The following is a 24813-nucleotide window of genomic DNA, read 5'->3' as shown; positions in this document are numbered from 1 at the left end:
TCGTCACCCCACGGAGGCGGACACGGACACGGACGCCGACGCCGAGGCGCCCGCGTACCGGATGGACTCGAGCAGCGCGACGAGCTCGTCACGGATCGCCTCGACGAGCGTCGAGACACCGTCCGCGACCTGGGGCGGGATCGCGTCGACGATCGCGAGCATCCCCTCGACGTCGAGCGCGCGCAGCTGGTCGCCGACGGCCTCGAGCTGGGTGCCCACGCCGTCCAGGGCCTCCAGCGGCAGCACCTGCGCGATGCGTGCGACCTGCGCCTCGACGCCCGACAGGTCCGGCATCAGGTGCGCCGGGTCGAGCCCACGGATCGCACCCGCCACCTGGCCGAGCAGCGCGTCGAGCTGCGCGGCGAGCACCGCGGGGTCGTACGCCGCGATCGTCGCACGCACGACCGCGTGCACCTCACCGAGCTCGTCGGCCAGACGCGCGGGGTCGAGCAGCGCGAGCTCGTCACGCAGCACCTCGACGACCGCGAGGTACCGCTGCGCGAGCGAGCCGGGGTTGAACTCCTCGACGAGCGCGCGCACGCGGTCGGCCAGCTCCGTCACGGCGGACCCGGCCGCCGTGAGGAACCCGGGGACCGCCGCGACGATCGAGGCGAACAGCGCGTCGAGCTCGGCGGCGAGCGGTTCCGGGTCGAGCGCCGCGAGCAGGCCGTCGGCGTCCGCGAGCACGCCCGCCGGGAGCGCGGCCTCGAGCAGCGCGGCCACGTTCTCGAGGTCGTCGGCCACGGGTCCGACGAGCGCGCCGGCGAGCCCGCGCGTGCCGTCGAGGACGATCGCGCGCTCACCGTCCACGGCGCGCAGCAGCGCGCCGGGCGAGACGCCGCCGACGAGCTCGACGGACACCGCGACGTCGAGCCCGCCCGCGCTCAGCGCGGCCGACCCGCGCAGCGCGAGCTGCGCGTCGAGCTGCGCGGCGCCGACGGGCGCGAGCGCCGCGGCGAGACCGGCCTCGATCTGCGCCTGCAGCCCGAGCAGCCGGTCACGCGTCGCACGCAGCGCGGCGGCGGTGCCCGTGAGCGTGTCGTCGATCGTCGCGAGCACCTCGCCGACCGGACCGGTACCCAGGTCCTCGAGCGCCTCGCGCAGGCGCGCGGGCAGGTAGCCGACGAGCCGCACGACGTCGCCGAGCCGCAGGTCCGGCGGGGGAGTCGGCTGGGGCCGGTCCGTGGTGGGTGCCGAGCCGCCCGCGCCCACCGCGCTCAGCGTGGGCTCGACGACCGCGCGCGCCGCGGCCTCCCCGGCCTGCGCGGTGACCGCGCCGACGCGCGCACCGATCGCGTCCGGTGCCGGCACCGGGATCGCGCCGGTGAGCTGGCGGTACAGGTCGATCGCCGGGCTGAGCAGCGTGCGCGGGTGGACGCGGTCGACCGCGCCGAGGACCTGGGCGAACACGTCGCTCGCAGGCGCGACGAGCTCGGTCAGGTGGACGCCCTCGACGGCACCGGCCGCGTCGTCGAGGAGCTGCGTGACGCCCGAGGTGAGCGACGAGACGTCGATCGACCGCAGCTGGTCGAACGCGTCCGCGAGCAGCGCGTCGAGCTCGGCCGTCAGGTCGGCGGGGACGAGCGAGGAGATCGCGTCGCTCACGGCCTGCAGACCCTCGCGCACGGTCTGGCCGACAGCCGGCGGGACGGTGAGCCGGGACGCGGCGTCCTCGAGCGGGCGGCGCACGGCCTCGTCGAGGTCGATCGAGTCGAGCAGCCCGACGAGCTGGTCGACGCCCGCGCGCAACGGCTCGGGCAGCTCGACGGACGAGACCACCTCGCCGACCTCCTCGCGCAGCTCTCGCAGCTCGGCGGCGATCGCGGCCGCCGTGTCGGCGATCTGCGTGCCGCCCACCGCGTCGACGATCGCGTGCGCCGCCTCGGAGAACGCCCGCAGCCCGTCGACCGCACGCCCGAGCACCTCGCTCGCCTCGTCCGCGACGGCCTCGACACCCTCGGCGATCCCGCCCAGCGCGTCGCGCACCGCGTCCACGAGGTCCCGCACGACGCCCTCGAGCCGCTCGACGGCGGACGCGACGAGCGCCGCGGGGTCCGCCTCCGCGAGCGTCTGCGCGACCTGCGTGAGGGTGTCCCGCACGACCGCGACGGGTGCGTCGAGGTCCGCGTCGTCGATCACCCGGGCGAGCCGGGCGATCGCCTCCGACAGCTCCTGGCGCAGCGGACGCAGCGGCAGCTCGCGCAGCAGGTCGCGCACCCAGCCCTTGATCACCTCGACCGACTGGTCGACCACGCCGAGCACGGTCTCGCGCGCCGCGCGCTCGACGTCGTCGAGCAGGTCGCGTGCCGCGTCGAGGGCGGCCTGCGGGTCGATGCCGTCGACGAAACCGCGCGCGTCGGCGAGCATCCCGCGCCACTCGTCGAGCTGGTCGAGCGCGCCCTTCTCGACCGTGTGCAGCGCGCCGCGCAGGGCCCGCACGGGAGCGGCGAGGTCGCCGACGCGCGTCGCGGACAGCACGCCGGCGACCGTGCGCAGCGCCGCGGCGAGCTGGGTGACCGTCGCGGCGCGGACCTCGGCGAGCGTCGCGAGCGCCGTGCGCACCGCGGCGACGTCACCCGCGTCCGCCGCCGCCCGGAGGCGGCCCAGGGCGACGACGAGGCCCTCGCCGAGCCGCGGGTCGATGCGCACCCGGTCGAGCTGCGCGTCCACGGTGCGCGCCCAGCCCCGCACGGGGTCGACCGCCGCCGTGCCGAACGGGAGCAGGATCTGCATGGCGACGCCGACGAGCGCGGCGGGGTCGCGCGGCAGCCCGCGGTCCACCAGCTGCACGAGCGACCGGAGCTGCTCCGCACCGCCCGCGACGGCGCTCGCCTGGTCGCCGAACCCGTCGGCGACGCGTGCCAACGCGTCGCCCGCGTCGCCCGTGCCGGGCATGCTCAGGCGCAGCGGGTCACCCGAGAGCGCGCCGACCAGCCCGGCGACGATGCGTGCGCCGTCCGCGACGGCGCTCGCGTACTGCGCGAGCGGCAGGTCTGCGCCGATCGAGTCGAGCAGCTCGAGCAGCGCGGCGGCGAGCGGCTCGACGAGCGTGGACGGGTCCTCGACGGCCGCCACGGCGGTGCTCACCGCGGTGCCCAGGTCGCCGAGCACGGTCGCGACCGCGCCGTCGCCGAGCAGCGCCTGGAGATCGGACACGTCGAGCGCCGCGGCGATGTCGAGCTTCCCGCCGACCACGGCGGACAGGTCGAGCGCCTGCAGGTCGTCCAGCAGCGTCATGCGAGCCTCCTCACCGCGGTCATGGCGCGAACTCCATGACCGCGCTCGAGAGCGCGACGGTGACGAGCTGGTCGGTCGTCACGTCCCACCCGTCGGTGCCGGCGAGCGACACCCCGGGCACGTGCGTCTCGGGCCCGGTGAGCGTGACCGTGAGCCCGCCGACGGTGACGTGCGCGCCCGCCGCGGGTGCCTCGACCGCGAGGCGCACCGCGGGCTCGGGCGCCGCGAGCCACGCGAACGTGCCGCGTGTCGCGCGCAGCGTCACCTCGAGCGGACGGTCGACCGCCACCGCGTCGCCCAGGTCGAACCACACGACCTGGGGCGTCGAGCGTCCGACCGGCCCGACGAGGCCGGTCGCCGTCACGGTGCGACCCAGCACGACGAGCGACAGGTCCGTCCCGGCGGACGGCCACCCGACGACGCCGACCCGCACGAGCCGCGCGTCGGCGAGCGTCGCGGCCGCGACCCGCCGCGTGACGGGTTCGTCGCGCACCGTGGGACCGCCGAGGCCCGCGTCGACGGCGGGCACCGGGTCGGAGGCCGGGTGCAGCGCGGCGCCGTGGTGGGTCACCGTCAGGTCCGCCCGGGTGCGGGTCGGGGCGCGTCCGGGTGCGACGCCCGGCCGGGGCAGCGTGGTCGCCGTCCCGTCGCAGCTCACGGTGAGCCGCCCGTCGAGCGCGCGCTCGATGACGACGTCCTGCACGTCGAGCTGCACGTGCGCCTCGCCCACGACGTCCGAGCGCACCGTCACCGGAGCGCTCCCGCCCGGCTCGGTGCGCACCGCGACGGCGAGGTGGCGTGCGAGCGCGGGCGCCAGGTCGTGCGACACCCGGCCGCGCACCGGCCCCGCGACCGCGAGCTGCTCGTCGCCGTCGGGCCCCAGGACGTGCAGCCCCACGGGCATCGGGGCGGCGCGCAGGCGCACGTCGCCGTGCGCGAACGGGAGCTCGGTGAGCGCGTCGAGCGTCCGGCCGGACACGACCGTGAGCGTGAGGTCGCCCAGGAGGTCCGGCAGCGTCACGCGTGAGCCCGAGACCGTCCCGCCCGGCAGCTGCGCCGGCACGTAGCCGACCGCCGGCAGCGGGGGAGCCGCGACCACCGGTCGCCCGTCCTGCCGCACCATCACGTGCAGGTCGTCGGACCAGGGGAACGTCTCGCCGTCGGGTGCGGTCACCCACTGCGGGACGGTCAGCGCGCGGGTGGGGACGCGCGGGTCCGGGGGCCGGACGGTGATCGAGGTCGTCGGTCGCTTCCCGGGCGCGACGACGCCCAGGTCGCGCCCGTCGCCCGCGGTCACCGGGTCGAGGGTGAGCAGCGCGCGGCCGACGCGCGCGCCCGTCGCGCCGGCGACGGCCCGCCACGGCGTGCTCAGCACGTGACCGGCGGGCGGCACGGTGACGGGGGCCGGGAGCAGGACGGTGTACCCGGTCATGTACCCGGTCACGGCGACGGCCGGGACCCCGAGCAGGGAGACCCCGGTCACGGCGTCACCACCAGGTCGAACCGCGCGAGCTCCATGCCGGTGCGCGCGTCGGCGCCCTCGCCCGCGCGCGCCAGCACGACGAGCTGCTCGCGCACGGCGGTCGCCGGTGGGACGTACGTGAACGTCGTGCCCGCACCCGCGTCCCGCGCGTCGACGCTCGCGACGACCTGCGTCCCGGTGGGCGAGGCGGGCGTGTCCAGCGACCCGGCGCCCGGGCCACCGCCCGCGTCGAGCAGGTGCAGCGCGAGCTCGCCGAACGGTGCGCTCGTCGTCGCGCCCGCGGTGACGTCCGCGGTCCCGGTCGCGCCGAGCACCAGGTCGCACGCGACGCCCGCACCGCCGGCGACGAGCGGACCGCCGAGCGTCAGGCGCACCGGGAGCCGGACCTCGCGCACGAGGGCCCGGACGATCGCGCGCCCGTCCTGGCCCGCGACGCCGACCGGCCAGAACCAGCCGACCGCCTCGAGCAGCACCGCCGGGTCGTCGTCGCCCACGTCGAGCAGCTCGAGGGAGTCGAGGCGGAACCCCTGGTCACCGGGCGCCAGGAGCGCGCGCCCGGACCGCACCTCGGGCGCCTGCAGCGCGAACAGCAGCGCGTCGGTGCCCGCGAGCAGCCCCAGCCGGTCGCCCGGCGGGTCGGTCGTGACGTCGACGCCGACCCGCACCCGCAGCCGCACGACGCGCCGCAGCGACGGTGCCCCGGCGCCGGTCTCCGGGCGTGCGGAGAACAGGTCGGGCTCGAGCGGCGAGTACGCCTCGACCCCGAGCCGGACCACCGGTCCGGCACCGTTCGGTGGCGCGGCGCCCCGCCTGCGCACACGCCCGCCGAACGGCGCCGGCAGCGCCGCTCCGAGGACGTCCGCGAGGCGGGACTCGAGCTCGGTGAGCACCCGTCACCCCCGTCCGACCCGCACGTCGACGATCCGTTCGAGCTCGGGGCGCAGCGTCGCGAGCTGCTTCTCGACGATCGTCGGGATGTCCTGGGTCTGCCGCGCGACCTCGTTGGTGACCAGCCCTGCGACCTGCACCTGGAACCCGGCGAGCTCGGCCGCGACCGTGTCCCGCACGCCGGCCGTCTCGCTCGCGACCGCCGAGCGGACGACGCCGGTGACGTCGGTGCGCAGGCCGGTGCCGAGCACCTGCACCTCGGTCGCCGCGGCCTGCCGGGCGACCTCGGCGAGGCGCACCTCGAGGTCGCGCTGCGCCGCGGTGACCTCGGCCTGCAGGTCGAGCCCGAGCTGCGTGCGCGCGTCCTGGACGTCGCGGCCGATGCGCGTCGCAGTCTCCCGGTCGAGCCGCTCGACCTCGGTGAGCAGCTCCTGACGCAGCGTGTCGCGCTCGTCGACCCCGACGCGGCGGTTGACCTCGATGCGCTCCTCGAGCCGGTCCACCCGCACACCCATCTCCTTGAGCACGCCCTCCAGCCCGGACATGCGCTCGTCCACGCCGCCGACCCGCGCGGTGAGCTCGCCCAGCACGTCCGCCAGGCGTCCCTCGACGGTCTTCTCGACGAGCGCGCCGAGGCTCGCGTCGATGTTCGCCAGCGCCTCGCGCGTCGCCTCGTCGGCCGCGCGCAGCCGCGCGTCGACGTCCGCGCCGACGGCCTCCCGCACCCGTGCCGCCATCGAGTCGAGACCCGCGGCGAGGTCCGCGCGGGACGTGGTGAGGACCTCGTCGACCAACCCGGCGGTCGCCCGCCGCACCCGCGCCTCGACCTCCTCGCCGACCTCCGCGAGCCGGGCGGACAGCACCGAGCGCAGGTCCGTGCCGAGCGTCTCGACAGCGGACGTCGCCTCGGCGCGACCGGCCTGCCGTGCCGCGTCGAGCACCTGGTCCAGGTCGCCCGGGCCGCCGCTGCCGCGCACCTCGTCGATCGCCTCGGTCAGCTGGTCCTGCGTGACGAGCGCGGACTGCAGCTCCGACAGCCGGATCTCCAGCCCGGAGGCGTCCAGCAGCGAGCCGTCCGGGCGCGTGAGGCGGTCCCGCAGCTGCTCGACGGACCCGAGCCGCTCCACGAGCCCCGGCACGTCCAGCGGAGCACCGTCGACCTCGAGCATGCTGCCCACCTCGACCGCGCGCCCCACCTCGGTCTGGAGGGTGCGCAGGGTCGAGCGCAGGTCGGCGATGTCACCGCGGTCGTCGGCCGCGCCGAGGACCTTGCGGTTCAGGCGGTCGAGCGTCGCGGACCGCGTCAGGTCGTTCGTCGCGACCACGTCGACGCGCGTGCGCGTCGCGGCCAGGTCGTCGCCCACCCGGCCGATGCGGGTGTCGAGCAGACTCACGTCACGGCGCAGCCTCACGAGCGTCGAGTCCAGCGCCGGGTCCTTGAGCCCGCCGCCCGTGACGATCTGCCGCAGCTGCGGGTCGAGCCAGCCGATGCCCACCTGGTCCGGGTGCTCGTGCTGCGGCACGCCCGCCTGGCCGGTCGCGACCGTGGCCCGGCCGATCTCGACGATCGCGGACACGAGCGTGTTCCAGTCGTCGGCCGCGATGAGCTCGCCGCGCGTCTTGCCCGCGAGCGGGCGCAGGCGTTCGACGAGCGCCTGCAGCCGCTCGATCTCGACGGCTGTTGCCATGGTCGTCCTCCTCGCGAGGGTGGGCCGTCACAGGGCCCGGAACAGCGACGGGCCGGTGGCCGCGACGCCGCGTCGGTACGTCTCGAGCTCCTCCTCGGGACGGCTCGCGCCGCCCGCGGAGGAGAACGTCTGCAGCAGCGTCAGCGCGCCGCTGACCTCGGGCGACGCGAGGAACTCGTCGGCCCCCGTGCCCTGCTCGTTCGCGAGCTCGAGGACCTCGCGGATCGCCGCGTTGGAGTGGTTCGCGATGAGCGGGGTCCACTGCGCGGTCGTGACGAGCGTCGACTGCTGCAGCTCGGCGACGCGGCCGAGCACCCGGTCGCGCACCGCGCTGGTCGCCGCCCCCTTGTCGAGCACGGCCGTCAGGCGGCCGCGCAGGTTCTGGCTCTCGACCTCGCGCCGCAGCTCGAGCAGGCTCCGCCCGAACGACTCGCTGAACCGCACGATGTTGCCCTGCACCTCCGCGAACTTCTCCGCGATCTCGGGGTGGTCGTGGCCCACGGGGGACACGAGCCGCGTCAGCTCGCCGACGGCGCGCGCGAGGTCGGCGACCGCCGCCGCGAGGACGTTCCAGTCCTCGGCGCGGATGACCTCGCCCGGCGCCTTGTTCGCGAGCCGTCCCACGTTCGTCGTGACCGCGCCCGCCTGCTGCTGCACCGGGGCCAGGCCGGCGTCCTGGATGTCACGGATCGGCGAGTCCCGGAACAGGTCGGGCGGCACGACCACCGGCACACGCGTGGGGATGTCCTGCGGGAAGAGCCGCACGACACGTCGGTCGATGACGTTCACGAGGTTGGGGTGCGTGACCGTCATCTCCCAGCTGCCCGGGTCGAGGTCGCGCACCAGCAGCGAGCCGTCGAGGAACGGCTTGCGCTCCACCTGCTGCCCCGTGGACTGGTTGACGAGCTTGACGACGGCGTCGCGGTTCGCGGGCACGAAGCCCTCGAGGCGGATGTCGAACGCTGCCTTGGCCATGGTCGGTTCCCTTCGACTCAGGTGAGCCACTGGAGGTCGCCGTACGGGAACTCGACTTCCCAGAACAGCGTCAGCTCGTGGTCGTCGCCCTTGTCGACGGGCGCGAAGACCACGCGGTTGTAGAGGACGGCGTCCGTGTCGCCCTGCGAGACGAGGCCCGCCTCGCGGATGCGCCCGACGGCGGCGTCGTCCGGGAGCGTCGCGCGCACCCGCACCCGCACGACGCGCCGCTCCGGCACGAGCATGGCCGTGAACGCCGACGCGGCGACGGGCGTCGTCGTCGCGCCCACCAGGGCGGCGTCATCCCCGCCCCCGTTCGTCAGGGCGGTCACCGAGACGTCCTCGGGCGAGTCGTCGTTGGTGCCCACGCCCATGTGGGTGATGGGGTTGCCGACCCCCGCGAACAGGTCCGCGATGATCCGCGCGCCGCTCGCCATCACGGTGTTGTGGGCGCGTCGCTCGTCGACGACGGAACCGTCGTGGTCGCTCAGCACCAGGTGCAACGTGGCCTTCATGGCGCCTCCTCAGGCAAGGACCGAGTCGTCGAAGTCGGTGACGTCGAACGCTGCGCCCGCGTCGGGCAGCGCGTCGGCGCCGGTGGGTCCGGCCTCGCGGAACGTGCGCGGCCAGACGCCGACGAGGTGCGCCTCGCCCGGCTGCCGCTCGGTGAACGCGCGCAGCACCACGTCCGCCGCGATCCCCGCGCCCGCGGTCCGCTCCACCGCGGCGTCGAGGCCCGCCTCGAGCCGGTCACGCGCCAGGACGGCCTGGTCGGCGGCGCCCGCGTCGCTGACCAGCGTGCTCGCGGGCAGTCGGACCTCGAGAGTCGCCGGCTGCGCCTCGACCCACGCGACGCGTGCGGCCACGAGCGCGGGCTGCGCGAACAGCGAGCGGTCGAACGCCGTCGAGTCGAACCGGGCCTGGGTGAGCGAGTCGTCGGCCATCGCGAGCAGGTACCGGTCGAGGCCCGGGGCGTCGTAGGTGGCCAGCGGCAGGAACCACAGGACGTTGGTGCCGCGTGCGAGCGCGCCCGCGACGAGCGTGCCGGCCGGCTCGCCGGGGCCGTCGGCGCCCGCCCGCAGGTCGGTCCAGACCGTGAGCCGGCTCGTCACGTCGCGCCCGTCGAGGTCGGCGCGCAGCAGCGAGCGGTCGGCGGCGGACGGCGCGATCGTCAGCCGCTGGCCGGGCGCGAGCGAGCCGCGGAACAGCACCGCGTGACCGGTGGTGCGGTTCACGACGACGGGCGAGTGCTCGGGCTGCTCGCCCGTGCCCCGCAGCACCACCGCCCACGGCGCGGGATCCATGCCGCGGTTGTCGACCTCGAGGTGCGCGAGCGGTTCCCACCCGCCCGCCTGGGGCAGCCGGGTCTCCCGCACGAGCGTCGGGTTGTCGACGAGCTGCGGGCCGTCGGGCGCGGTCGACCACGCGTCGACGCGGCCGACGGTGCGGATGCCCGCCGCCCGCTGGAAGCCGTCCGCGTAGTCGCTCACGAGCACCCGCAGCGCCTCGCGCGTGACCGCACCGAGCTGCAGGCGGGCGCGCACGACCGCGTGCACCCACGCGCGGTACTCGCCGAGCCCCGCGTGGAACGGCTCGGGCGGGATGTCGAGCAGCGCGGCGAGCGCCGCGGCCTCGTCGAGGTCGGGTGTCGCGTCGAACCAGTGCGCACGCTGCACGCTCACGCCCGCCTCGTCGAGGCCGTCGAGCTGCACGCCCCACGTCCCGGCGAACGCGCCGAGCACCTCGCCCTCGCGGTACAGCGTGGGCAGGTGGGACAGCACCGCGTCCGTCCGCATCACACACCCCCCTCGCGCACGTCGAGCGCCACGGAGCGGATCCGGGCGGAGTCCTGCGCACCGAGCGCGTGCGTGCCGAGGCCGTCGGCGAGGCGCAGGAACCGGCCCTCGGCCTCGGTGGTGAGCGCGACGTGCGCGCGCACCACCGCGTACCGCGTGTCGTCACGCACCGCCGCGACGAACGCGTCGACCGAGATCTGCGTGCCGGGGCCGAGGCCCGCGGCCCACGACCGCGCGGCCAGGCTCATCGCCTGCTCCGCCTGGCCCGCCGTGACGCCGGGGGCGAGGTGCACGGGGACGAGCGCGTCGACCTCGACGGTCGCACCCGGGCCCGTGCCGGACTCCGTGCTCACGAGGTGCGTGAACGGCCGGACGACCGACAGCACGTGCCCCGTCGGGGCCGTCACGCTCGGCTGCGGCCCGGCTCCCGTGTCGAGCCCGAACGTCGCGTCGACGATGCGCGGGTCGGACAGTGCGGCGGCCGAGAGCTGGGCCGCACGCGCGGTGCCGCCCGGCGGCAGCGCGCCGACGATCGCGGCGACGCGCTCCTCGAGCGCGCTCTGCAGCGACTGCAGCTCGGCCCCGCCGACGCCCGAGCCGGCGAGCACGAGCGTGGCGGTCACCTGCGCGGGCTGCGGCTGCGTGCGCCCGAGGGTGACCCGCACGCCCGCGGGCCGCAGGTCGTCGACCCGTGCCACGACGCGCGCCAGCAGGTCCGGCGTGGGCTCCCCGTCGTACGAGACCGACAGCAGCACCTCGCCCGGCAGGCCTTGCGGGAACTCCGTGACCGTGACGTCCTGCACGCCCTCGAGGTTCGCCACGCCGTGCCGCAGCGCGTCGAGCGTCCCGCGCGCCGCGACCGCGAGCGCGCCGCGCGCGCGCCGACGCAGGTCGTCGTCGGGCTCGGGTCCGCCCGCCGCCGCCGCGGGGGACTCGTTCGTCACCGCGCCGACCCCCGCGATGAGCACCTCGAGCCGGTCGAGCGCACCCGCCTCGACCGCCGCGGTCGCGGGGGAGAGCGCGGCCGCGAGCACCTCGCGCGAGTCCTCGCCGACCTCGAGGACCAGCGGGACGGTCGTCGCGTAGCGGTTGGCCTGCGCGTCGGAGACGACCGTGCCGACGGGCACCGTGATGCGTCCGGTCGAGCCGGCGGCGCGCGTGAACCGCACGCGCGCGGTCGGCACGCCCCCGGGTCGTCGGGCGACCCCGACGAGCGCGACGACCTTGTCGAGCGAGGTCCCCTGCGCGGTCTCGAGGAACGCCGAGCGGTACACCGCGTCGAGCCCCAGCTCCACCAGCGCGAGCTCGCGCGCCACGGACTCGAGCAGCGTGCGCGCGACCGACCCGACGCTCAGGTCCGTGACCGGCGCAGGACGGGACTGCGAGGGGTAGTAGTTGACGACGACGGTCGAGCCGGTCGGCGGCCGACGGCCCGTGGGCCGGAACCGGATCGCGTCGCGCTCGACACCCTCGCGGCCCGTCGCGACGACCTCGAAGTCGGCGTCCGTGAAGCGGTACGGCACGGGCACCTGCTCCTCGACGGTGCGGCCCTGCGCGTCGCGCACGAGGTCGCCGTTGACGTCCCGCAGCGGCCGGGTGACCTCGACGACGCCCTGCAGGTGGCTCACGCGCCGGATCGGGCGGTCGCGCAGCGAGTCGAGCACGACGAGGTCGCCCGCGGGCACGGTGACGACCTCGCGCACCGTGCCGCCCGTGAGCGTGGTGAGCGTGTCCCGCACGATCTCCGGGTACGGGCGCGGCGAGAAGCCGTCCGGCAGGCCGTTCACAGCTCCACCCCCAGGTCGACCGACACGGGCTGCCCGCCCTCGACGGGCTGGACCGTGAGCAGGAACCGCAGCTCGGACGGTCCCTCCGACGGGATGTCGAACGTCAGGTCGACGACCTCGTCCAGCACGCGCGGCTCGGCGGCGACCGCCTCGAGGACGAACGCCTTGCACCGGGCGCGGCTCGACTCGTCCTTGCGCTCGCCGACCAGCTCGTGCAGACGCGACCCGTACGCGGCGTGCCCGAGCCCGGCGAGGGTGCCGCGCGGCGTGAGCAGCCGCAGCACGAGTGCCTGACCCAGGTTGTGGCGGTCCGAGACGAGCTGCGGGCCGTCCGCGGCGCGGTCGACGAGGCCTGCGCCGAGCCGCAGGTCGAGTGCGGCCGCGTCGTGCGCGGCCATGCCGGGCGGGCCGAGCAGCACGCGCAGGTCGGTGCCCAGGACGTCGCTCATCCGACCATCACCGTCCCGACGGGTCCGACGAGCGTGCCCACGGGCTGGTCGCTCGGGTCGTTGCACGTGGTCACCTGGTCGCCGACACGGGCGACGCCCTTGCCGCCGATCGTCACGGTGCTCGAGGCCTGCGTGACGGTGCCCTCGTCGGAGGGCGGCGACTGGAACGTGGTGCCGGGGGGCGTGGCGACGTGCGGGGGCTTGTTCCTGGCGACCGAGTCGAGCGTCGCGGCGGCCTTGCCGCCGATCGTCACGGTGGACGACGTGGCGCTGGTGATCGTGCCGGAGAACACGTGCGGCAGCGGGGTGGGCACGGTCCCGCCGGGCGTCGGGACGAGCACGACGTGCGTGTCGACCGCGACGACCATCGCGTCGGTGCCCACGGCGGGGGTGCCCATCAGTTCACCTCCACCAGGCCGCCGGAGACCGTGACCTTGCTCGACCCGTCGATCACGACCTCGGGCGCCTTGAGCGTCAGCCGGGTCGACGCCTCGAGGCTCACCTCGCCGTTCCCGCCGAGCGTGAGCGTGCTGTCCTTCGCGGTGAGCGTCACGCTGCCGGGGGAGGCGCCGTCGACGACGACCTCGCAGTCGCCGATCGTGAGCGTCGCGCGGTCCTTGGCGAGCTCGATGCTCGTGTCGCCGACGACGAGCGTGACCTGCGGTGCGCTCGCGTCGACCTGCAGGTCGACGTCCTTCCCGCCGGGTGGCAGCTGCAGGACGACCTTGCCGTCGCCGTGCTCGGGCGGTGCCAGGTCGCGGTGGTACAGCCGCCCGACGACGACGCCCGCGTGCGGGTCCCCGTCGGCGAACGCGACGACGACCAGGTCGTCGACCGCGGGCGTGGCGACGAACCCGAGGGCGCCCACCGCGACCGGGACGCGCGGGACGACGACCGCGGTGTCCCGCAGCCGCACGCTCACGCTGTGGTCGGGCGAGCCGGCGGCGGTCGTGTGCACCTCGGTGACGACGGCGACGCTGACCCACGAGCGCGCGTCGGCCTCGTGGCGCGCGATGCGCGCGACGGCGTCGTACAGCACGTCGGTCACAGCAGCCCCCCGAGCGCTCCGGCGAGCCCGCCGAGCAGGTCGTCCGACGCACGGGCCGCGACTCCCGCGAGCGTGGTGCGCGCGACGCCCGGTGCCAGCTCGTGCCGCACGGTGGTGAGGAGCCACGGGCCGGACTGCGCGGGGTCGGTGGTCTCGTCGATGCGCACGACGTCGCCGGGTCGGCGCGCGGGCTGCAGCCAGCACGTCGCGCGCATGCGCGCCGTCGCGGCACCGCGCCGGGAGGACTCGCCGCGGGCCGCGAGGTCCACGTCGCTGCGGGTGCGCAGGACGGGGGCGGGGGACCAGGTCCGCGTCCCGTCGGGCTCGTCGGCGCCGGTCAGGGGGTCCGTGCTGGGCACCCACGCGTCGGGTGCCTGCGCGGCGCCCGACCCGCCCGCGCCCACGGGCGTGAACTCGTGCGCGGGTGTGTGCGCGGACGTGGTGAACGACGTGAACTCGCGGTCGAGCCGCATCGCGGCGGTGGCGACGCCGACCGGCCACGCGACCACGGTGACGCGCCCCTCGGCGTCCACGGCGGCGACCGCGTCGGACCGGTGCGCGATCGCGGCGACGTGCTCGGCAGCGGTGCGCCGCGCGTCCGCGACGTACGCGGCGGTCTGCGTGAGCGCCGCGACCTGCCCGGTGTCGGCCGATGCGAGGTCGGCGAGCTTGCCGACCACCTGCACGCCGGTGAGCCCGTTGTACGTCTCGGAGGGCCGGGTGGCGGCGAGCGCGGCACCCGCGTCGGTCACGACGACGACCGCGCCGCTCGTCGTGCGCTCGACGTGGTCGACGGTGCCGGTGAGCACGACGGCCGTACCGTCGCCGCCGTCGAGCTCGACGCTCGCGCGCGCGCCGGCGGCCGCGGGCACGTCGACCCCCGCCGCGATCGCGACCTCGGCGCGGTTCACGCCGGGCAGGAGCACGAGCTCGGCCGCGACCGAGCGGATCTGGACGGTGTAGCGCAGGTCGTCGAGCGTGACGGTGGCGCCGGTCGCGAGGGTCATGAGCCGAACACCTGCCCGAGCGCGTCGAGCGCGGTGCCGAGCTGGTCGCCCGCGGTCTCGATCGAGCGTTGCAGGTCCTGCACCGGCGCCAGGACGCCGTCGAAGTCGAACGACGCGAGCCCGGACAGGGCGGACAGCGCGTCGACGGCGGCCAACGCGCCCTCGACGGCGCCGGCGACGTCGTCCGCGAGACCGGACAGGTCGTCGAGCAGGTCCGTGTCGAAGCCGAGGTCGCCCAGCCCGAAGTCGTCGAGCCCGCCGAACCCCGCGAGCTGCGCGGGCGGGGGCAGGGGCGGGTCCTCGGCCAGCTCGAGCAGCAGCTCGACCACGCCGGGCCGCCCGGCGACCTCGCTCGCCGCGAGCCGCGTGACCACCACGTGCTGCAGCTCGAGCGCCGTGACGATGTCCGCGGTGAAGGTCGTCGGCTCGCCCGACGCGGCGAGCGTCTGGAGCGTGCCGAGGTCGTCCAGCGCGGTGGGCCCCGCCAGCACCGCCGCGATCGCGACCCGGTGGCTCGGGCGGCCCGAGCGCTGCTGCGCGTGCCCCGGCAGGCCGAGGACGGGGACGTCGACGAAGCCGCCGTCGAGCGCGTGGTCGACGCGCTGCGCGGCCGTGAGGGTGACGTCGCCGATCACCGGCATGGGGCGGGCACCCTGCTCCGGACCGGGTGCGGGGGCGGACGGCAGGGTCGGGATGCTCATCGCCGCACCCCGCGCAGGTCGGCCGCGCGGTGCAGCGCGCGTGCGAGGGCGTCGGTGTCGACGGGCTCACCGCCCGGAACGGCGACGTCCGAGGTCCAGGCGGGCCGCGCGGGGCCGGGCGAGCGATCGTCGAGCGGCCGGCCCGGCGCGCGCCACGTCGTCACGAGCGAGCCGGGGACGAGGGCGCCGGGGCCGGGAGCCCCGGGTACGGCGGCCGCGCGGGGCTGCGTGGTCGCCCGTCCTGGCCCGCGGAGCGTCGCGTCGGACGCGGTGAACGGTCCGGGCGCGGTCGGCCACGCGTGACCGTCCGGCGCGCCCCACCGGTCGAGCGCCGCGTGCGGCACCGGCAGGGGGGCTCCCGCCGCCGTCGCCGCCCGGCCGTGCGCGGTGCCCGGGCGCGCGTGGTGCGCCGCGCCGTGCCGCTCGGCGGGGGCGGGCGCGGGGCCGACGGCCGCGGCACCGCCCGGCGCCGAGGTGAGCGCCGACGCCTCGTCGCCATGCCCAGCCTGCCCGGCCTGCCCGGCCTGCCCGGCCTGCTGCCGGGAAGCCGGCTGCACGGCGGACCAGCGCCCGTCCGTCGACGCTCGCCCGCCGGCCGGTCCCGGCCCGAGCGGGGACGCGCCGTCGCACGGCACGGCGTCGCGGGCGTCGGCGGGCGGGCACGTGCGGTCGTCCGGCGTGCCGAGCGGAGCGCGCACGGCCGCCGGAGAGCCGGTCGGACCGGGCGGGTCGTCAGGGTCGGCCGGCGGCGTGAGCCTGCCCGCGGCGGGCGCAGCGTCGGGTACCCACGTGCCGGCGTCGGCGGGGCCGTCCGGTGCGGCCAGCACCAGCACACGCGCGAGGCCGGGGTCCAGCGCCTCACCCGCGCGGGCGAGGAGCCCTGCCGCCAGGTGGTCGCGCACGTCGTCGGGCGTCCGCGGCGCCACGTGGGCCTCGTGGTGCAGCGCGATCCTGGTCCACCCGTCGTCGTCCGTCACCGCGTGCGCGAGGCGGCCCGCGAGGTCGTCGGCGTCCGCGGCGGCGAGGTCGCCGCCCGCAGCTCCCGCTGCCCGGGCCGCGAGCAGACGTGTGCGGACCAGAGCGCCCTCGTGCTCCGCACCGGCCAGGTGCAGCGCCACGGCCTCGAGCGCGGCGCGCGTCTCGTCGTCGCCCGTGCTGCCCGTCCCGCAGGCGGCCGCGAGCACGAGGCGCGCGAGCGTGCGCACCGCGTCGGGACCGGTCAGCTCCGCGGCGAGCGCGACGAGGTCGTCGCGCTCACGCAGCCGCAACCGGCGCAGGCGCGTGCCCAGCACGGCGACGCGCCCGTCGGGCAGCAGCCCTCCGGGGAACGTCGCGTCGCCGACCCGCACCTGCCCGGCGACGAGCTGGACCGCAGCACCCATGACCGTCCGACCTCACCGCTCCTCGCGCACGCGTGTCGCGGTGAACGCGTAGACCGTCTCGCCGTGCCCGCCCGCGCTCATCGCGAAGGACTTCTCGGTGAGCAGGCACTCGTCGAAGCTCACCGTGACGGTGGTCTCGCCCTGCCGCAGCGGCGCGGTGATCTGGAAGAACGCGTCGCCGACGAGCGCGTCCAGGTCGGGGGCCGACGACGCGACGCGGATCCGGCCCTCGACGCTGCGACCGCCGGTGATGACGCCGATGCGCTCGGACGAGCCGATCGCGTACAGGTCGGAGCGGGCCACCAGCGAGCGGTGCTCGACGGAGCGCACCCCCTCGACGGGCGTCCCGTTGACCAGGACGGAGCTCTCGTTGGCTGCGTACACGGTGGGCATGGCACGCCTCTCAGTTCTTCACGCGGATGGTGGCGTAGACGAAGTCGATGGCGCGCACGGGGCGGACCGCGATGTCGATGCGGACGTTGCCCTGCGCGAAGTCGAGCTGCGTGGAGTACACGTCGACGAGGAACGCGGGGTCGGTCCCGTCGGTCGACGGCACGAGCTCGCCCGCGCGCTCCATGCGCGTGAACGTCGCGACGATCTGCTGGCGCAGGGCCGTGCGGGCGTCGACGGTGTTGAGCTGGCCGATGAAGTTCTCCGCGATGGCCTTGACCTCGCGCACGCACGCGTCCGCGACGCGGGTGACGGAGATCTGGTCGCCGCTGGTGTCCAGGCCGCGCAGCACGATCACGCCGCGGCCCGACCGGTCGGCGACGACGAGCGCGTTGTGCGTCGGGCCGAGCAGCCGGTTGAGCTCGCTGTCGGTGTAGCGGGCGGGCGGGATGCCGAACAGCGGCACGGGCTTGAACGTCGGCGAGACGGACGGCCCGGTGCGCGCGACCGCGCCCAGCACGGCGCCCGCCGCGCCCGCGGGTGTGACGAGCACGAACCGGCGGTTGCGCACGCCGGCGGCGTGGTCGCGGATCCGGTCGAGGCTGCCCTGCTCGGCGGGGGTCACGGAGCCGAACGCGATGCGCGGCGCGCCGGCGTCGGCCTGCGCCACGGCGTGCGCGACGAGGGCCTGGTGCACGGTCGCGACGAACGTCTCGCCGCGCGTCGGCTCGATGGACGCGGCGACGAGGCTGATGCGCGGGTCGGTCGCCAGCAGGTCGATCGCCGCCTGGTAGTCGGCGGCGCTCGGGGACGTCGCCCCGGCGAGCGGGGTGGGCGCGATCGCCACGGGGAGCCGGTCCGGCCCGGCCAGGGACGAGGCCTGCCGCACGTGGATCAGCGCGCTCTCGCGCAGCACGACGGCGGGCAGGTAGTTCGCCGAGTCGGGGTTCATCGTCAGGCGCGTGAACTCCTCGGCCTGCGCACCGTCGCGCAGCACGCGCACGCGCACGTTGTCCGCCGAGGGCGACAGGAGCTCGACCGTGAGGCCCTCCGGGTCGACTCCGGGCTCCGCGAACAGCGTGAGCAGGGTCTGCGCGGCGCCCGAGCGGGGCACGACGACGCCGGTCCCGTCCGCCGGGATCACGTACGTCCCCGCGGCGGGCAGCGCGTCCGCGAGCGACGGGTCGAGCGCGACGAGGTACAGCGAGCGGGTGTTGATCGTGTCGAACAGGTCCTGGTGCGAGCCGGGCTCGACCACGAGGTCCGTGAACTCCTCGACGACCTGCCCGGCGCGGAACACGCGCAGGCTCACGCGGACGGTCTCGCCCGCGGCGTTCGTCACGGTGCGCACGTCCACCGCGACCTGGTGCGCCCACGTGCCGACCGACCGCGCGCGCAGCAGCACCGCGTCGGTGGACACCGCGTTGCGCAGCACGAGGGACGCGGCACCGCCGCCCCCGACGGGCGCGACGAGCACCTCGGACGCGCCGTTGGCCAGGGCGTGCACGATCTCGGGCGCGGACGCGACGGTCCCGGGCCCGAGGGCGCCGGCGATCTCCGCGGCTCGTGAGAGGCCGACCAGCGCGGCGGGGGTGGGCGGCCGGTCGACGATGCCGGCGATGCCGACCACGCCCGACGAGGCGGGCAGCGGCGGCAGCACGTCGAACCGTGTCTCGACCTGTACCCCGGGTACGACGAGCGTCGCCATGGCTTCCTCCTCGCGCGACGACCACCGGCACGGTGCACCGGCGACGGGAGCCCGCAGGTCGGACGCCTGCGTCACAGCCCCTGGCAGGGAGCGTGCGCCGCCGCGCGCCTCACGCGCGTCACGCGCGCGTCACAGGGACCGCTCGCGACGGCGTCGGGGCGGGGGAGGAGCGGGTGAAACCCGGGTCAGTCGTCCGTGCGGTCGGCCGGCGCGTCCTCGGGTTCGAGGTCCTCCCAGCCGTGGTCGCGCCGCATGGCCTCGGCGTCCTCCCGCAGGAGCGGGTCGTCGACGATCTCGTGCCGCCGCACGTAGGTGGAGGCGACCGCCTGGATCGTGGCCATCACGGGCAGCGCGAGGAACGCGCCCATGGCACCGAACACGGCGCCGAACCCGATGACCCCGAGGAACGACACCGCGGGATTGAGCAGCAGCGCCCGCGCCGAGATCTTCGGCGAGAACAGGTAGTTCTCCACCTGCTGGTAGGCGATGATCCACGCGAGCACGAGCAGCGCCTTGACCGGCGAGACGGTCAGCGCCACGGCGACCGGCAGGGCGCCACCGATGTACGTACCGATCGTGGGCACGAACTGCGACACCACGCCTGTGAACGCCGCGAGCGGGAGCGCGTACGGGACGTGGATCAGCATGAAGAACACCCAGGTGAACGCCGTGGACAGCGCGGCGAGCACGAGCCGGGAGTTGATGAAGTCCGCGACCTTCTCCTGCGAGACCTCCCACACGCGCAGCACCTCGCGCTGACGGCTCGGCTCGAGGTACGCCAGGACCGCGGCCCGGAACCGCGGGCCGGCGCTCGCCATGTAGTAGGTCACGAGCAGGATCGACGTGGCGTTGAAGATGCCGCCGATGAGCGAGGCCCCGGCCCCGATGATGCCGGGCGCGAGCGACTGCCAGTGCGTCCCGAGCGTGTCGAGCGCCTCGTCGGCCGTCGGGATCTGCGCGCCGAACCGGTCGTCGAGCCACTCCGCGAGGTCCGCGTAGTAGTCGGGCAGGTGCGTGACGAAGTCGACGACCTGCTGCACGAACAGGCTGCCGAACAGCGCCACCACGACGGTCACGACCACGCCCGCGCCGAGCATGACGAGCCCCGTGGCACGCGTGCGCCGCAGCCCGTGCCGCACGAGCCAGCGGATCGGCGGCTCCATCGCGAGCGCGATGAACCACGACCACACGACGATCGTGATGACGTTCGTCAGGAGCCCGAGCGAGCGCCACACGAGAACGGCGGCGAACACCGCGAGCACGCACATGAGCAGCGCGCGCGGCAGCCAGGCCGGGGGCCGGCGGGCGTCCATCGCGGTGCGGGGCTTCGGCATCGGACCTCGTCACGTCCAGGCGGGGCGGTGCATGTCGCGACGACCGTACCGGGACCGTGACCGGCGCGGGCGCAACCCGGCGCGAGGCGCACCGGTGCGCCGCGCGGTGCACCGGCGCGCGGACCTGCGGATCGCCCACGCCGGGTGGTGCGCCGCTGCGGCGGTGCTGCGATGGTCGGTGCGCTGGGGTCCCACCGCACCCTCGTCGGAGGTGCGTCATGACGGACGGCGAGCTGCGCGCACGGCTCGCGGCGCTCGAGGCCGAGATCGACGCGTCGTTCCCGCTCATGCAGAGCGAGGATCTTGTCCGGCCGCAGAACGCGTACCGCCTGCTGCGCGGCGGCGCGCGGGTGCGATGCAGGACCGGCCGGCACGCGTGCTGCCGTGCCGGCCGGTCCTGCGTGCTCCGGGGTCAGGCGGCCGTGCAGGTCACCGTCGCACCCGCGCCCGACCCGGTGCCCTGGAACCCGAATACCGTGCTCTGTCCCGCGCCGAGGCGCCCGTTCCACGGTGCGTTGGTGACCGTGAGCGGTGACGTGCCCGTCGACTGGCCGCTCCACACGTTCGTGGCCGTCCCCGACGGCAGGGTCACGGCGACCCGCCACCCGTCGACCGCCGCGTTGGCGGCGACCTTCACCTCGGAGACGAACCCGCCGGGCCAGCTGCTGACGACCGTGTACGTCGCGGTGCACCGGCCCTGCGGGGCGGGCGAGCTCGTGGTCCCGCCGGTCGGCTCGTCCGTCGGGCCGCCGGTCGGCTCGTCGGTGGGCTCGTCGGTGGGCTCCTGCGTGGGCTCGTCCGTCGGACCGGGACCCGGGTCGACGTCGGCCCAGGCGTCCTTCAGGAACGCGGCGATCGTGTCCCAGCTCGGGTTCGGGCTGCCCTGCGTGACGGTCTCACGGCACCCCTGCGTCGTGCGGACCGTCTGCTGGCCGTAGCGCGACGAGCTCGTGACGTCCGCGTGGCTGTGGCCGGCGCCCGGGACGGAGAAGAACCGCGTGTCGACGCACGCGGCCTTGAGCGCGTCGTACAGGATCTCGGTCTGCGCGTGCGGCACGACGTTGTCGGCCCGCCCGTGCAGGAGCAGCATCGGCGGGTCGTTCGCGTCGACGTAGCGGATCGGGTCGGCCTGCCGGGCCTTGTCGGGGCACGACGGGATCGCGCAGCCGAGCAGCTGCGCCTCGGGCGCGTCGGGGCTGTTGTGGTCGATCCAGCCGCCCTGGTCCTGCTGCGCGAGCCGGATGAAGTCGGTGGGGCCGAAGAAGTCGACACCGGCCTGCACCGCGCTCGACACGCCGGTGGTCCCGATCTGCCCCTCGAGCGCCGCCACGCCGCCGGTGAGGGCGCCCATCGCGGCGACCCACCCGCCCGACGAGTCGCCCATCGTCGCGAACCGTGCAGGGTCGATCCGGTACTGCGCCGCGTTGGCGCGCAGGTACCGGATCGCCGCCTTGATGTCGTACACCTGGGCGGGGAACTTCGCCTGCGAGCTCGACCGGACGCTGACGCCCGCCACCGCGATCCCGCGGGGGTTGAGCTGCTGGGCGATGGCGTTGGCCCCCGACTTGCCGTCGTCGGACGTCCAGGCGGAGCCCGTCGACCACACGACGAGCGGCCACGGCCCGGCGCCGTCGGGGACGTACAGGTCGAGCAGGTGCCCGCGGCTGCCGGCCGGGTCGGCCGGTGCGTACGCGACGTTCGTCGTCGTCTGCACCGCGTTCGCCTCGGTCCCCACGGCCGCCACGACCCCCGCGGCGACGAGCGCGGCGACCGCCCACCGCGCCGTCACCCTGATGCGTGCGCTCCACATGACTGTGTCTCCCCTCGAGCGTGGTGTGATCGATCACACCTTCCTGAGGAAGATCGGTGCGGGACCAGGTCCCGAATCCTTTCGGCGTCATGCCCGCACATTTCGGACGAGACGCCACGAGGAGCGCCCCCGAACGGGACGCCACGAGGGGCGCCCCGCGAACGGGACGCCCCTCGTGCCGAACTGATCGGGAGCAGCCGATCAGACGTCGTAGTAGAGCTCGAACTCGTGCGGGTGCGGACGCAGCCGGATCGGGTCGACCTCTGCCGAGCGCTTGTAGTCGATCCACGTCTGGATCAGGTCCGGCGTGAAGACGTTGCCGGCCGTGAGCCAGTCGTGGTTCGCCTCGAGGTTGTCGAGCACCTCGGACAGCGAGCCCGGGACCTGCTGGATGAGGGCGTGCTCCTCGGGGGGCAGCTCGTACAGGTCCTTGTCGACCGGCTCCGGCGGCTCGATGCGGTTCTGGATACCGTCGAGGCCGGCCATGAGCATGGCCGCGAACGCGAGGTACGGGTTCGACGACGGGTCCGGCACGCGGAACTCGATGCGCTTGGCCTTCGGGTTCGAGCCGGTGACCGGGATGCGGATGCACGCGGAGCGGTTGCGGGCCGAGTAGACCAGGTTGACCGGGGCCTCGAAGCCGGGGACCAGGCGGTGGTAGGAGTTCACCGTCGGGTTCGTGAACGCGAGCAGCGCGGGGGCGTGCTTGAGCAGACCGCCGATGTACCAGCGCGCGAGGTCGGACAGGCCGCCGTAGCCCTTCTCGTCGAAGAACAGCGGCTCGCCGTCCTTCCACAGCGACTGGTGCACGTGCATGCCCGAGCCGTTGTCGCCGAACAGGGGCTTCGGCATGAAGGTCGCGGTGCGGCCGTTGGCGTGCGCGACGTTCTTCACGACGTACTTGAACAGCTGCACCTTGTCCGCGGACTTGGCGAGCGTGTCGAAGCGGTAGTTGATCTCCGCCTGGCCGGCGGTGCCGACCTCGTGGTGGGCGCGCTCGACCTGCAGGCCGAGCTCGTCGAGCTGCAGCGAGATCTGGTCGCGCAGGTCCGCGAAGTGGTCGACCGGGGGGACCGGGAAGTAGCCACCCTTGTAGGGCGTCTTGTGGCCGAGGTTGCCACCCTCCTCGACGCGGCCCGTGTTCCAGGCGGCCTCGATGGAGTCGATGTAGTAGTACGACGCGTTCTGCTTCGTCTCGAAGCGGATGTCGTCGAAGATGTAGAACTCGGCCTCGGGGGCGAAGAACGCCGTGTCCGCGATGCCGGTCGACTTCAGGTACGCCTCGGCCTTCGCGGCGACCTGACGCGGGTCGCGGCTGTAGGGCTCGTCGGTGTACGGGTCGACGATGTGGAAGTTGATGTTCAGCGTCTTCTCGGCACGGAACGGGTCGACGTAGGCCGTCGAGACGTCGGGCACGAGCTTCATGTCCGACTCGTGGATCGCCTGGAAGCCGCGGATCGAGGAGCCGTCGAACATCTGGCCGTCGGTGAAGAAGTCCGCGTCCAGCGACTGGGCCGGGACGTTGAAGTGCTGCATGACGCCGGGCAGGTCGCAGAACCGCACGTCGACGAACTTGACGTCCTCGCTCTTGATGAACGCCAGGACTTCCTCTGGCTTGCTGAACATCCGCTGCTCCTCGGTTGGTGGTGCCCCATCGGGCTGTGCCGAAACTAGGCCGGGGGGATTTCTCGGGTGTGTGTCCTTTGTTACCGCGAGGTTACGGGGACCGCCCTCGTGTAACGATCGTGCGAATCGGCCGGCTTGACCTGCCTTGCGCCCGCGGCCCTGCCCGACGTGCGCGGACGGGGCGGACGCGCCCGCGCACGTAGGCTGAGGCGGTGACGACGAGGCAGAACGTGGGGTCGTGGCTCGAGGGCGGGCCGTCGGGCGAGGGTGACCATGGCGCCGGGCTCGGACTGGCGCCGAGCGGACCGGGGTCGGCCGCGCCGCTCGGCCGCCGCGCGCTCGCCCTGGTGCTCGACTGGACCCTGTCGCTGCTCCTCGCTTCGGCGTTCTTCTCGTCGTCCGAGGGGCCGTTCTGGGAGCGTGCGGACCCGATGGTGACGCTCGCGGTGTTCGCGGTCGAGAACCTGCTCCTCGTCGGCACGCTCGGGTTCACGGTGGGGCACCGGGTGCTCGGGCTGCGCGTGCGCCGCGCGGGTGCGACCCCGGACGGCCCGCTGCCCGACGACGGCCGCGCGCCCGGTCTCGGCCGTGCGGCGGTGCGCACCGTGCTGCTGTGCCTCGTCATCCCCGCGGTCGTGTGGGACTCCGACGGTCGCGGGCTGCACGACCGCTCCGCGGGCACCGCGATCGTCCGCCGCTGAGCCGGCGGCACCACGACCGTACGACGAAGGGCCCCGCCGCAGGACGGGGCCCTTCGTCATGGGTGCGAGCACGGCGGCGGGACGTCAGCGGCCGCGCATCCCCTTGCGGTCCGGGCGCATGCGCATGGGGTCGATGCCCTTCGGGACGGGCAGGCGGGCACCGCCGAGCGCCTGCAGGCGCTTGGTGACCTCGGCGACCTCGGGCTTGGTGAGGCGCGGCTTGAGCTTGCGCACCGCGGCGGGCAGCTTGCGCAGCGGCACCTGGCCCTCGCCGCGGCCGGCGACGATGACCGTGACGGGGACGGTGGGCAGCACGCGGGTCGTGCGCTTGCGCTCCGACTCGAGCAGGCGCGCGACGTTGCCCGTGCCCTCGCCGACGAGCACGACGCCCGGCCGGCCGACACCGCGGAACACCATGTCCTGCGAGCGGGGGTCGATCGCGACGGGCTCCTCGACGAACGTCCAGCCGCGGCGCAGCGTGCGCAGCGCCGCGAGCGCGGCACCCGGCTGTCCCTCGATGCGGGAGTAGGCGGCGGCCTCGGCGCGGCGCGCGAGCAGGAACATCGCGACGAGCAGCGCGAACGGCAGCGACATCAGCACGAAGTAGATGACCGCGTCGAGCAGGACGCCGACGATCACGCCGATCCCGACGACGACGACGAACGCCCCGACGACGACCCAGGTGACGGCGGGATCGGTCTCCCGCGTCATCTTGTACGCCTCCCACAGCTGGTGGTACCAGCGCACCTTCTTGGTCTTGGGCGCGTTCGAGGAGGCGGACTTGTCTCGGGCCATGGTCGCGA

At 75.3% G+C, this 24813-nt stretch carries 21 protein-coding genes; 1 reads left to right on the top strand and 20 read right to left on the bottom strand.

Annotated elements, in window-relative coordinates:
• Positions 1 to 3: 3 nt before the first annotated feature.
• The 19 genes from CBP52_RS06355 to glnA all read right to left on the bottom strand — a co-directional run bounded on the left by CBP52_RS06355 (position 4) and on the right by glnA (position 23309).
• Positions 4 to 3237, bottom strand: coding sequence for a hypothetical protein (locus CBP52_RS06355; RefSeq protein WP_094180278.1), 3234 nt, complete (start codon positions 3235 to 3237; stop codon positions 4 to 6).
• A gap of 19 nt (positions 3238 to 3256) precedes the next feature.
• Positions 3257 to 4720, bottom strand: a complete 1464-nt coding sequence (locus CBP52_RS06350; protein ID WP_094180277.1) for a hypothetical protein — start codon at positions 4718 to 4720, stop codon at positions 3257 to 3259.
• Positions 4717 to 5610, bottom strand: coding sequence for a hypothetical protein (locus CBP52_RS06345; RefSeq protein ID WP_094180276.1), 894 nt, complete (start codon positions 5608 to 5610; stop codon positions 4717 to 4719). Before CBP52_RS06345 ends, CBP52_RS06350 begins: the two co-directional genes overlap by 4 nt.
• 3 nt (positions 5611 to 5613) lie before the next feature.
• Entirely contained in the window at positions 5614 to 7296 is a 1683-nt protein-coding gene (locus CBP52_RS06340) for a hypothetical protein (protein ID WP_094180275.1), read from the bottom strand.
• A gap of 27 nt (positions 7297 to 7323) precedes the next feature.
• On the bottom strand, positions 7324 to 8271 hold the full coding sequence (locus CBP52_RS06335) for a hypothetical protein (protein WP_094180274.1): 948 nt from the start codon (positions 8269 to 8271) through the stop codon (positions 7324 to 7326).
• Between the two features lie 17 nt (positions 8272 to 8288).
• A complete protein-coding gene (locus tag CBP52_RS06330) occupies positions 8289 to 8786 on the bottom strand; it encodes a hypothetical protein (RefSeq protein WP_094180273.1) in 498 nt (165 codons plus the stop codon).
• A 9-nt stretch (positions 8787 to 8795) separates the two neighbouring features.
• Positions 8796 to 10067, bottom strand: a complete 1272-nt coding sequence (locus CBP52_RS06325) for a hypothetical protein (protein WP_157732517.1) — start codon at positions 10065 to 10067, stop codon at positions 8796 to 8798.
• Positions 10067 to 11854 carry a baseplate J/gp47 family protein gene (locus CBP52_RS06320; RefSeq protein WP_157732516.1) on the bottom strand — a complete coding sequence of 596 codons (1788 nt, stop codon included), beginning with the start codon at positions 11852 to 11854 and terminating at the stop codon, positions 10067 to 10069. Before CBP52_RS06320 ends, CBP52_RS06325 begins: the two co-directional genes overlap by 1 nt.
• On the bottom strand, positions 11851 to 12303 hold the full coding sequence (locus CBP52_RS17515; RefSeq protein WP_141319753.1) for a DUF2634 domain-containing protein: 453 nt from the start codon (positions 12301 to 12303) through the stop codon (positions 11851 to 11853). Before CBP52_RS17515 ends, CBP52_RS06320 begins: the two co-directional genes overlap by 4 nt.
• Positions 12300 to 12701 carry a PAAR domain-containing protein gene (locus tag CBP52_RS06315; RefSeq protein ID WP_094180270.1) on the bottom strand — a complete coding sequence of 134 codons (402 nt, stop codon included), beginning with the start codon at positions 12699 to 12701 and terminating at the stop codon, positions 12300 to 12302. Before CBP52_RS06315 ends, CBP52_RS17515 begins: the two co-directional genes overlap by 4 nt.
• The gene (locus tag CBP52_RS06310) at positions 12701 to 13351 is read right to left on the bottom strand and encodes a phage baseplate assembly protein V (protein WP_094180269.1); all 651 of its coding nucleotides are present in this window, start codon (positions 13349 to 13351) and stop codon (positions 12701 to 12703) included. Before CBP52_RS06310 ends, CBP52_RS06315 begins: the two co-directional genes overlap by 1 nt.
• Positions 13348 to 14358: a hypothetical protein gene (locus tag CBP52_RS06305; protein ID WP_094180268.1), complete on the bottom strand. Its 1011-nt coding sequence runs from the start codon at positions 14356 to 14358 to the stop codon at positions 13348 to 13350. Before CBP52_RS06305 ends, CBP52_RS06310 begins: the two co-directional genes overlap by 4 nt.
• Positions 14355 to 15059: a hypothetical protein gene (locus CBP52_RS17510; protein WP_157732515.1), complete on the bottom strand. Its 705-nt coding sequence runs from the start codon at positions 15057 to 15059 to the stop codon at positions 14355 to 14357. Before CBP52_RS17510 ends, CBP52_RS06305 begins: the two co-directional genes overlap by 4 nt.
• The gene (locus tag CBP52_RS06295; RefSeq protein WP_094180267.1) at positions 15056 to 16441 is read right to left on the bottom strand and encodes a hypothetical protein; all 1386 of its coding nucleotides are present in this window, start codon (positions 16439 to 16441) and stop codon (positions 15056 to 15058) included. The genes CBP52_RS17510 and CBP52_RS06295 overlap by 4 nt, the downstream gene beginning before the upstream one ends.
• A 12-nt stretch (positions 16442 to 16453) precedes the next feature.
• Positions 16454 to 16834 carry a hypothetical protein gene (locus CBP52_RS06290; RefSeq protein WP_094180266.1) on the bottom strand — a complete coding sequence of 127 codons (381 nt, stop codon included), beginning with the start codon at positions 16832 to 16834 and terminating at the stop codon, positions 16454 to 16456.
• Between the two features lie 10 nt (positions 16835 to 16844).
• Complete coding sequence (locus tag CBP52_RS06285; protein WP_094180265.1) at positions 16845 to 18539, bottom strand: hypothetical protein; 1695 nt, start codon at positions 18537 to 18539, stop codon at positions 16845 to 16847.
• 185 nt (positions 18540 to 18724) lie between these two features.
• Positions 18725 to 19873, bottom strand: coding sequence for an AI-2E family transporter (locus CBP52_RS06280; protein ID WP_094180264.1), 1149 nt, complete (start codon positions 19871 to 19873; stop codon positions 18725 to 18727).
• A gap of 412 nt (positions 19874 to 20285) precedes the next feature.
• On the bottom strand, positions 20286 to 21683 hold the full coding sequence (locus tag CBP52_RS18160; RefSeq protein WP_094180263.1) for a cellulose binding domain-containing protein: 1398 nt from the start codon (positions 21681 to 21683) through the stop codon (positions 20286 to 20288).
• A 201-nt stretch (positions 21684 to 21884) separates the two neighbouring features.
• A complete protein-coding gene (gene glnA / locus CBP52_RS06270) occupies positions 21885 to 23309 on the bottom strand; it encodes a type I glutamate--ammonia ligase (RefSeq protein WP_094180262.1) in 1425 nt (474 codons plus the stop codon).
• A 212-nt stretch (positions 23310 to 23521) separates the two neighbouring features.
• On the opposite strand from glnA, the gene CBP52_RS06265 reads away from it, so the two are divergent.
• Positions 23522 to 24010: an RDD family protein gene (locus CBP52_RS06265; protein WP_094180261.1), complete on the top strand. Its 489-nt coding sequence runs from the start codon at positions 23522 to 23524 to the stop codon at positions 24008 to 24010.
• 84 nt (positions 24011 to 24094) lie between these two features.
• On the opposite strand, the gene CBP52_RS06260 is transcribed toward CBP52_RS06265, so the two are convergent.
• The gene (locus tag CBP52_RS06260) at positions 24095 to 24805 is read right to left on the bottom strand and encodes a DUF4191 domain-containing protein (RefSeq protein WP_094180260.1); all 711 of its coding nucleotides are present in this window, start codon (positions 24803 to 24805) and stop codon (positions 24095 to 24097) included.
• Positions 24806 to 24813 lie beyond the last annotated feature (8 nt).

Source organism: Cellulomonas sp. PSBB021 (genome assembly GCF_002240455.1).
In the GTDB taxonomy this organism is placed as follows: Bacteria; Actinomycetota; Actinomycetes; order Actinomycetales; family Cellulomonadaceae; genus Cellulomonas; species Cellulomonas uda.
The sequence above is the reverse complement of the archived record's forward strand: the minus strand, read 5'-3'. Positions and strand labels throughout refer to the sequence as shown.

Coding starts and splice junctions, on each gene's coding strand:
- CBP52_RS06355 (WP_094180278.1), bottom strand. CDS start 3,237: ATGACGCTGCTGGACGACCTGCAGGCGCTCGACCTGTCCGCCGTGGTC.
- CBP52_RS06340 (WP_094180275.1), bottom strand. CDS start 7,296: ATGGCAACAGCCGTCGAGATCGAGCGGCTGCAGGCGCTCGTCGAACGC.
- CBP52_RS06335 (WP_094180274.1), bottom strand. CDS start 8,271: ATGGCCAAGGCAGCGTTCGACATCCGCCTCGAGGGCTTCGTGCCCGCG.
- CBP52_RS06330 (WP_094180273.1), bottom strand. CDS start 8,786: ATGAAGGCCACGTTGCACCTGGTGCTGAGCGACCACGACGGTTCCGTC.
- CBP52_RS06325 (WP_157732517.1), bottom strand. CDS start 10,067: ATGCGGACGGACGCGGTGCTGTCCCACCTGCCCACGCTGTACCGCGAG.
- CBP52_RS17515 (WP_141319753.1), bottom strand. CDS start 12,303: ATGAGCGACGTCCTGGGCACCGACCTGCGCGTGCTGCTCGGCCCGCCC.
- CBP52_RS06315 (WP_094180270.1), bottom strand. CDS start 12,701: ATGGGCACCCCCGCCGTGGGCACCGACGCGATGGTCGTCGCGGTCGAC.
- CBP52_RS06305 (WP_094180268.1), bottom strand. CDS start 14,358: ATGACCCTCGCGACCGGCGCCACCGTCACGCTCGACGACCTGCGCTAC.
- CBP52_RS17510 (WP_157732515.1), bottom strand. CDS start 15,059: ATGAGCATCCCGACCCTGCCGTCCGCCCCCGCACCCGGTCCGGAGCAG.
- CBP52_RS06295 (WP_094180267.1), bottom strand. CDS start 16,441: ATGGGTGCTGCGGTCCAGCTCGTCGCCGGGCAGGTGCGGGTCGGCGAC.
- CBP52_RS06290 (WP_094180266.1), bottom strand. CDS start 16,834: ATGCCCACCGTGTACGCAGCCAACGAGAGCTCCGTCCTGGTCAACGGG.
- CBP52_RS06285 (WP_094180265.1), bottom strand. CDS start 18,539: ATGGCGACGCTCGTCGTACCCGGGGTACAGGTCGAGACACGGTTCGAC.
- CBP52_RS06280 (WP_094180264.1), bottom strand. CDS start 19,873: ATGCCGAAGCCCCGCACCGCGATGGACGCCCGCCGGCCCCCGGCCTGG.
- CBP52_RS18160 (WP_094180263.1), bottom strand. CDS start 21,683: ATGTGGAGCGCACGCATCAGGGTGACGGCGCGGTGGGCGGTCGCCGCG.
- glnA (WP_094180262.1), bottom strand. CDS start 23,309: ATGTTCAGCAAGCCAGAGGAAGTCCTGGCGTTCATCAAGAGCGAGGAC.
- CBP52_RS06260 (WP_094180260.1), bottom strand. CDS start 24,805: ATGGCCCGAGACAAGTCCGCCTCCTCGAACGCGCCCAAGACCAAGAAG.